The sequence below is a fragment of the Vulcanococcus sp. genome, assembly GCF_044369115.1.
Classification (GTDB): Bacteria; Cyanobacteriota; Cyanobacteriia; order PCC-6307; family Cyanobiaceae; genus Vulcanococcus.
This window is the reverse complement of the sequence record NZ_JBIPMN010000148.1, coordinates 1-6,941: the sequence shown is the minus strand read 5'-3', so window position 1 is coordinate 6,941 and position 6,941 is coordinate 1. Positions and strand designations below refer to the sequence as shown.

Genomic DNA, 6,941 nt, shown 5'->3' with positions numbered 1-6,941 from the left:
AGGGTCCGGCTGATGGGGCGATCTGGCTGAGCCAGTGCTCGATATCGAGCAGGAGCCGCTCCTCCAGCTCGTTGATGATCACGGCGGTTGTGGTGTGCTGGCCCGACACCACCACGGCACCCTCGCGCCCTCCCTGCTGGCGCACGAAGGCACGCACCTGCGTGGTGATGGTCTGGCATTGGAAGGCCTTGTGGCTGGCGAGGCTGATCAGCTGGTGCGTCATGGCGGGAGGCGCTTTTGGCCACGTGCGGGCATCATGGGCGCGACGCTGCCCAGCCCTCATGCGCCGACTCCCCTCCCTTGGCCTGGTGGGTCTGGCCTTGGTGCTCAGCAGCTGCGCCGCGAGGGAGCCTGAGAAGCCGGGCACTCAGCCCCTCTCGGGACCTGTCCGGATCGAGCTGGATCTGAAGGATCCCTCCAAAAGCTTTGGCGTGTTGCCGCTGGGGAGCGAGCGCACCATCTTCAAAGTGGGGTACGGACGGCTTGGCGTGACCTGCGCCGGTAGCCGTTTTGAAGAGGGCTACACGCCCCTGGGCCGGTTCAAGGTCAATGCGATTCTCAGCAACGATCGCTTTGAAATGGATCCGGCGCTGATCAAGCAATCCGGCAAGAGCGAAGCGGAGCTGAAGGCATCCCTGTTCAAGAGCATGAACGCGATCGACTTCAGCGGCGATGGCGAAGTGGGCGAATACGGCATCGGCTATGTGAGCCTGGCGCCGGTGAACAGCGTGAAACAGCCGTTCAAGTTCAACACCTACGACGGAAAGTTTCGCTGGTACAGCTTCGCCATTCACGGCAGCAACAACGATCAGCGCATCGGCCAGAAGGTGACCGGCGGCTGCGTGAATGTGGCCGAGCCTGTGCTCAAGACCTTGCTCAACTCAGTGCAGCTGGGCGATGAGGTGGTGGTCACGGCCAATGGGCCTTGCACGCCCTGAGCCGGATTCATGCGGGATCGCGGTGAGAACGGCAGAGTGCCTGCAGCTGCAGCACCCCCTGCCATGGCTGATCACGACGGACGCAAGCTCACGGTGCGCGAGATGATCAATGCCCACCTGTTTCCTGTGCTCGCGCTGATTGCCACGGCGAGCTCGGTGTCGATCGCGTTGTCGCTCGGGCCGATCGCCGGTGAATCCTCGCGTTGGAACAAGTGCTACAACGCGAGCCTGGGTTGGTTGCAGCGCAACATCCCCAACCTGCCGGAGGCCGAACGGCCGGCCCTTGCTGTGAATTACTGCAACGGCGGTTTGGCCAACAAGCGCGAGCCGTGATGAGCGAGGACGACTTTCTGGTGGCCCTCTCGGCGGTGGATGCCGGCTTTGCCGATCATCCCGGCTGGCAGCAGGTGAAGCAGCTCGCCGCGCTTCACCCCTGGACGCTTGGCTCGCGTTCGCTCACGCCTGGGCAGCAAGCGGTGTTGGCGTTCTGGCGGATCTTCTCCCGCGACGATCAGGGCCGATCCACAGCTCCGATGCCGGGAGAGGGCACGGCGGAGCAGATTCAGCAGAGCCTCTCTGATTTCCAGGAAGACTTCGAAACGGCCGTGCTCACCAACACCGATTTCGACCTGAGCTCGATCGAGCAGGTGTTCGCCTCGCTCAGTTCTGGGGCGTCAGCAGCAGATCCGCCAGGTTGAGATCCTGGCGTCGCGTGAGCGCAAACAGCGTGCCCGCATTGCCGCGGCACACGCGCAGGTTGGCATCGAGCACGGTGATGTCGAGCCAGGCAGGGAAGCTTTGGTTCACGCTGCGGAGCCATTGCAATCGGTTGGCTCCAACGGTTGGCCCCAGCCAGCCGCCGCGGCGAAAGCGCACCTCCACCCGCTGGCAGGGCGTTCGCTCTGCTTCCACTACCGCGATGGAAGCTTCCACGGCGATCCCGGCCAGGGAGGAGAGCGAGCCGCTGAGCCGTAGCAGGTTCATGCCCCGCCCTTGCGATGGCGCCAGGCACTGCAAGTTTTCGAGCCAGGGAGCCACCGCCAGATAGGGCTCGCTGCTGCTGCTCCAGCGCAGTTCCCAAACGCCTTCCTGCTGCTGCAGTGCCTCTGGCCTGGAGAGATCGGCCGGTTGCGTCTGCTCGAGAGCGGAGATCAGCGCCTTGATGCGATCCCCCTGGCGGTTGGCGCTGCCGCGGGGCTCCTGCTGGAGCAGCTCGAGCAGTTCCAGCCGTTGCTGCTCAGAGGCCTGGCTCATTGGTTGAGAAACACCGTCTGCGACGCCTCCACTGTGAGGGCCACATCGGCCTGGGTGTCGACGGTGAACAGACTCCAGGTGGCCATTGGCTCCGGGCGGCTGTGGGTCTGGGACCATTCGATGCGCTGCCCGCCATAGGTGAGGCCCACGCAGGTGAGGCTCACGTCGTCGGCCAGGAGGCTCCAGAGCAGTTTGAGTTCGCTGCGCTTGTAGCTGGTGGGCGCCTGGGGCTGCGTGTCTGCCGCCACCATCCCAGGTTCCAGGGTGATGGCAAGGGCGCGCTCCCAGCTGAGAAAGGAGCCGTCGTGGGTGGGATAAAACCAGCAGGTTTCGTTGTTGGCGTCCAGCAAGGGAAAGCGATCGAGGCAGCGATAGCTGCCGGCTTCGCCGTTGCGGCTAAACACCCCGATGGCATTGCTGCGGGGGTCGAACTGGGGCACCACCGCATCACAGATCAGCCGGCGCTGTTGGCCGCTGCTCGGCGGTTCCAGCGCACCCTCCCAGGGAAGCTGCTTGAGCTGATCCGCGGCGGTGCCAGCTGCGGAGAACAGACGCAGGGCAAAGGCGCCGCCGGGTCCCTGGCGCTGGGCTGTGAGCAGATCGTCCCAGCTCGCTTCCCCCTCTGGAAGGGAGGCGGCTGGGGCGATCACAAACACCAGGGGATGATTCATGCCATCCAGGATGGCGGACGTTGCGCGATGGCACCACGCGTGGATTTGCGGGCATGGATGGCCGGTGTTGCCGTCGCCTTGATCAACGCCACCCCGGTGGCTGCACTCACCTGGCGTGAGGAACCTTCCTTGCGGCCCTTGTTTGAGCAGTCGGGCGTGGATGGCACCTTTGTGGTGCTGGATGAGCCAAGCGGCGTGTGGCGCGGCACCAACCGCACGCGGGCTGAGCAGCGCTTCACTCCCGCCTCCACCTTCAAGATCCTCAACTTTCTGATCGCCCTCTCGCTGGGGGTGGTGGCCAATGTGGATGAGCTGATCCCGTATCGAGGTGATCCCAATCCGTTCATGCGCGAGTGGCATGAGCCGATGGGTATGCGCGGTGCGATTCGTGTGTCGAATGTGCCGCTGTATCAGGAGCTGGCGCGGCGCATCGGGCTGGTGCGCATGCAGGCCGCCATTCACCGGTTGCACTACGGCAATGAGCAAATCGGAAGCAACGTGACTACCTTTTGGTTGCGTGGGCCCCTCGCGATCAGCGCCATCGAGCAGACGCACTGTCTCGCTGGATTAGCGAAGCGCACCCTGCCGTTTCCGGTGGCTGCGCAACGACAGGTGGCCGAGATCACCCGCATTGATGGAGGCCCGGGCTGGAGCCTGCATGCCAAAACTGGATGGCAGAACGCTCCGGATGCCGGCGTGGGTTGGTGGGTGGGCTGGGTGCAGCGTGGTGATCAGGCCTATCCCTTCGCGCTGAACATCGCCATGCGCGGATCAGTGGATGCCCGCAAGCGCGAACAGCTTGGACGAGACAGCCTGCGGGCGTTGGGTGTTCTACCGCCGCATAACCGGTAACTCAGTCCAGTTTTTCCAATCGAAATGCCACCACTCGGTTGGGAAGGCTTGAAAGCCGCGGCGCGTCATCGCCTCGCGCAGGCGGCGGGCGTTGGCGGCGCGCTCGGGGGCGATGCCGGCGGCATCCACGTGGGCGGCTTCGCTGAAGTCGTCGAAATCGGTGGGCATGGGTAGGAGATTGCCGCGCCGATCCACCAGCGTTACGTCCACAGCGGTGCCACGGGTGTGGCGGCCAGCGTTCACCGCCGGGTCTGACACGTAACGCGGATTGCGGATCGCATCCCACATCGCCTGCTGCACGGCGAGGGGCCGGTAGGCATCCCACACTTTCAGTCCGAGGCCCTGGGCAGCTAGGTCTTGCTGCACCTGCTGCAGTGCCAGGGCCACCGGGCAGCGCAGCTGCGGATCCAGCTGCGGGTAGAGCGTGGTGCCAAGGAAGTTGTAAGGGCTGGCGTAGCGGAGCTCAAACAGCGGCCTCGGCTCGAGCTGCAGCAGCGACACCAGCTCAATCCCCGTGCACTGCAGGGGTGCTGCCTGTTCTGGAACCAGAGCCAGGGCGATCAGAAAAGAAACAAAAGGCCTGAACACGCGATGCGCGCGTTGTTTCCCCTGCATAGCGAAGGAGCTGTTGATGGAGCCAGTGATTGGTGAGCGCGGCCAGCAGGCTGTCACGGTTGCCGTGGATGCGGAGCATGGGCGGATGGGATCTCTGCCCACAACCTTTGCCCTAGCTGCGCTGTGGCGCCGTGCATCGGTGTCAAATCCAGGCAACGAATGGCACAGGCTGGTGTGCTTCAGGATGTTCAAGATCACCCCTGCTGCGCACGGGCCCGCGATGAGCACCCCCGCCCCCGACTGGATGCCCGATGCCGCCAAAGGCACCTACCCGGGCTGGGTGCAGCGCAAGGCGGTAACCCTGGCCAAGCGGGATCAGAAACGCGGCGGCGAGGGCAACGTGCAGCAGTACCGGCTGGAGATCCATGAAGCGGTGTTGGCTTCGCAGGGGCACGACCACTGGACCGGGGAGTGGCTCGAGTGGGAGCTGATCGGCACCTACGACAACCGTGAAGCTGCCGAGGGCAAAGGCGAGCACAAGAAGCGCTACTCGATGCTCCCTACCATCGATTACCGTACCAACCAACCAGAGCCCGACTTTGTGATCTGCGCCTGGCGCACGAATGACGCCAAGCACGACATGACACCGCAGGAGCTGTTGCAGTTCTGTACCGCTGTGCTTAACCACAGCCCCAATTGGGGGGGGCAAATTCTGACGGCTGACTAGGGAACAGCACGGCCAGTAGGCCGATCAGTGGATTCAGTCGCAATATCACAGTTCGCCCTTTACCTGCTCGAGCAATGAAGCCGTGACGCTCGGTAGGAGCGGCCTATCTGTGTAGGCCCCCGTCTTCTGAAGCTGGTGCGTGCCCACCGTGGAGCGGATGCCGCAGTGGTGGTGGGTCACCGTGGGCAGGGCCAACGAAACAAGAAAATTTCCCAAGCTCCCATGCATCGCCAGCCATCGCTGGGCAGCATGAAAGTAATCACCAGCATTGGCCTGTGGCCGCTCGAAGTAAGAAGCTGACGCTGGCCGAGGTCAGGGCATTGATCCAGACGCTCCTAGCCAATGGGGAGCTGGGAGAAGCCGATCGAAGCCCAAGCCACCCACCGCCGCCGAGATCAAGAACAAGGTGCTGACCCATTTCCATTGCAAGACCGTTACGCAGCTGCGTAAGGACAAAAACTTCCAGCTCTCGATGACCGGGGAAGATGTGGCGCTGAAAACCAAAGAGGACTGGCTGGTACTCTATCGGCGCTTCATCGGCATTCCGGTTAATGAGCGGAATCTTGAGGATGGCCCCACCGTGATCAACGGTATTGACGTGCTGAAGCATTTCCGCCCCTGGGTTGTATTCGGTCTTGACCCAAAAACTGCCACCTCCGATGAGGTTCGAGAAGCGTTCCGGCGGCTGATCCTGCAGCACCACCCCGATCATGGTGGCGATGCCCGCGTGGCGGAACGGCTGCAGACGATGAAGGACTCGATCCTTGCCCTGATGCACTGAGCCGATGCGTGACTTTTTGACAGCCCAGGAAACGGCAAGGATTCTTGGCAAACGCATTGATAGCCTCTACAATATTGTCGACGCTTTCGATGCCAAGGCCGACGACGAATGGGAGCTCGTGGAGGGCGAACATTTCAAGTACGCCGGACCAGCGCCGGCAGGCACCAATGGCCGGCGACCAAGGCGCTTCAGCGAGGAAGGCGTAGAGGCCCTAGCTCGCTATATCGAGGCCACCGAGAAAACGGGCGTACTGGGTTGGTTCCGCGAGAGGCTGTTCAAAGTCAAACAGAAGCGCAAGCAGCTGCTGGTGTCGCGGCGGATCACCCAGGAGTTCATCGATGCCGGCGGTACCTTGGAGATCCTGGGCGACCTGGCCTTCGTCAGCCGCAAAACCACAGTCGGGATACTGCAAACTAACTACAAGGGTCTGAACAACTCCTGGGAGAGGCTGCGCACTGCTGGCACCGAAGAAGGAGAAGTAGCCCTCGAGATCAACAAAGACTGCCTGGAGAGTGAGGAGCGGCAAGTACTGATCAGTCAGCGAGGTATTGCCCGGGTGGCGCGTGACATGCGGGCCAACAGCCGTATCACCAAAACACGACAGGCCTGGATCGAAGCGGTGGGCGAAGTGGTAGAGGCCTGTTTCAACTCTGAGATTCGCTACCTCACTGAAGGAGTCGACAGGGCGATCAAGCGCGCCAAGGCGGCGGCTGGCCATCGCTGTGAGGTCACCGGCAAGAAGGCGGCGGTTCACAATAAAATCGACCTGGATGGTCACCATCTGTTCGACCGCAGAAGCCGCCCGGATCTTGCCGACCTCCCCGAGAACATTCTGGTGCTAACGCCGGACCTGCATCGGGAGTTCCATGGCTGGAAAAGTGGACCCTGTGCACCCAGGGATATGCTGGTTTTTATCGAAACCGCGCGGGGAGATCTCTTTGATCCGGTTAACTCGCGTGATATGAAGCGGCTACGGGCGTTGACACACCGCCTGCAGCGATTTCAGAGTGAGCGTGAGGGGCAGCAGTTGAGGTATCACCGGAGATAGCGCTGCCACTGAGTTGCGGGGAGGTATCTTGTGTTGGTGCAACAGAAAATGGATGGAACTCTGTTGACTCGATGGGCATGTTGGACGAAAGGTTCCCTTCATTGCTAAAGCTATG

General features: G+C 62.4%; 12 protein-coding genes. 7 read left to right on the top strand and 5 right to left on the bottom strand.

What is annotated here, in order from left to right; translation table 11 throughout:
* Positions 1 to 223 (bottom strand): YjbQ family protein (locus ACIQ2E_RS11190; RefSeq protein ID WP_398330349.1); only part of this gene is annotated, 223 nt, incomplete at its 3' end.
* Between the two features lie 58 nt (positions 224 to 281).
* Here ACIQ2E_RS11190 and ACIQ2E_RS11185 point away from each other — a divergent pair.
* From ACIQ2E_RS11185 to ACIQ2E_RS11175, 3 genes are all read left to right on the top strand, one after another.
* Positions 282 to 938 carry a L,D-transpeptidase gene (locus ACIQ2E_RS11185; protein ID WP_398330346.1) on the top strand — a complete coding sequence of 219 codons (657 nt, stop codon included), beginning with the start codon at positions 282 to 284 and terminating at the stop codon, positions 936 to 938.
* A gap of 63 nt (positions 939 to 1,001) precedes the next feature.
* Positions 1,002 to 1,271, top strand: coding sequence for a hypothetical protein (locus ACIQ2E_RS11180; protein WP_398330343.1), 270 nt, complete (start codon positions 1,002 to 1,004; stop codon positions 1,269 to 1,271).
* On the top strand, positions 1,271 to 1,636 hold the full coding sequence (locus ACIQ2E_RS11175; protein ID WP_398330340.1) for a hypothetical protein: 366 nt from the start codon (positions 1,271 to 1,273) through the stop codon (positions 1,634 to 1,636). The genes ACIQ2E_RS11180 and ACIQ2E_RS11175 overlap by 1 nt, the downstream gene beginning before the upstream one ends.
* On the opposite strand, the gene ACIQ2E_RS11170 is transcribed toward ACIQ2E_RS11175, so the two are convergent.
* On the bottom strand, positions 1,599 to 2,192 hold the full coding sequence (locus tag ACIQ2E_RS11170) for a PAP/fibrillin family protein (protein WP_398330337.1): 594 nt from the start codon (positions 2,190 to 2,192) through the stop codon (positions 1,599 to 1,601). The genes ACIQ2E_RS11175 and ACIQ2E_RS11170 overlap by 38 nt on opposite strands.
* A complete protein-coding gene (locus ACIQ2E_RS11165; RefSeq protein WP_398330334.1) occupies positions 2,189 to 2,863 on the bottom strand; it encodes a hypothetical protein in 675 nt (224 codons plus the stop codon). The genes ACIQ2E_RS11170 and ACIQ2E_RS11165 overlap by 4 nt, the downstream gene beginning before the upstream one ends.
* A 57-nt stretch (positions 2,864 to 2,920) precedes the next feature.
* Here ACIQ2E_RS11165 and ACIQ2E_RS11160 point away from each other — a divergent pair, with 57 nt between their 5' ends.
* Positions 2,921 to 3,715: a penicillin-binding transpeptidase domain-containing protein gene (locus ACIQ2E_RS11160; RefSeq protein WP_398330352.1), complete on the top strand. Its 795-nt coding sequence runs from the start codon at positions 2,921 to 2,923 to the stop codon at positions 3,713 to 3,715.
* On the opposite strand, the gene ACIQ2E_RS11155 is transcribed toward ACIQ2E_RS11160, so the two are convergent.
* Positions 3,695 to 4,303 carry a M15 family metallopeptidase gene (locus ACIQ2E_RS11155; protein ID WP_398330331.1) on the bottom strand — a complete coding sequence of 203 codons (609 nt, stop codon included), beginning with the start codon at positions 4,301 to 4,303 and terminating at the stop codon, positions 3,695 to 3,697. The two genes, ACIQ2E_RS11160 and ACIQ2E_RS11155, sit on opposite strands and share 21 nt — an antisense overlap.
* A gap of 247 nt (positions 4,304 to 4,550) precedes the next feature.
* Here ACIQ2E_RS11155 and ACIQ2E_RS11150 point away from each other — a divergent pair, with 247 nt between their 5' ends.
* Entirely contained in the window at positions 4,551 to 4,997 is a 447-nt protein-coding gene (locus ACIQ2E_RS11150) for a hypothetical protein (RefSeq protein ID WP_398330328.1), read from the top strand.
* A 45-nt stretch (positions 4,998 to 5,042) separates the two neighbouring features.
* On the opposite strand, the gene ACIQ2E_RS11145 is transcribed toward ACIQ2E_RS11150, so the two are convergent.
* On the bottom strand, positions 5,043 to 5,192 hold the full coding sequence (locus ACIQ2E_RS11145) for a hypothetical protein (RefSeq protein ID WP_398330325.1): 150 nt from the start codon (positions 5,190 to 5,192) through the stop codon (positions 5,043 to 5,045).
* Positions 5,193 to 5,403: 211 nt separating this feature from the next.
* Here ACIQ2E_RS11145 and ACIQ2E_RS11140 point away from each other — a divergent pair, with 211 nt between their 5' ends.
* Entirely contained in the window at positions 5,404 to 5,778 is a 375-nt protein-coding gene (locus tag ACIQ2E_RS11140; RefSeq protein ID WP_398330322.1) for a J domain-containing protein, read from the top strand.
* A gap of 4 nt (positions 5,779 to 5,782) precedes the next feature.
* Complete coding sequence (locus ACIQ2E_RS11135; RefSeq protein ID WP_398330319.1) at positions 5,783 to 6,826, top strand: hypothetical protein; 1,044 nt, start codon at positions 5,783 to 5,785, stop codon at positions 6,824 to 6,826.
* The last annotated feature ends 115 nt before the right edge of the window (positions 6,827 to 6,941 follow it).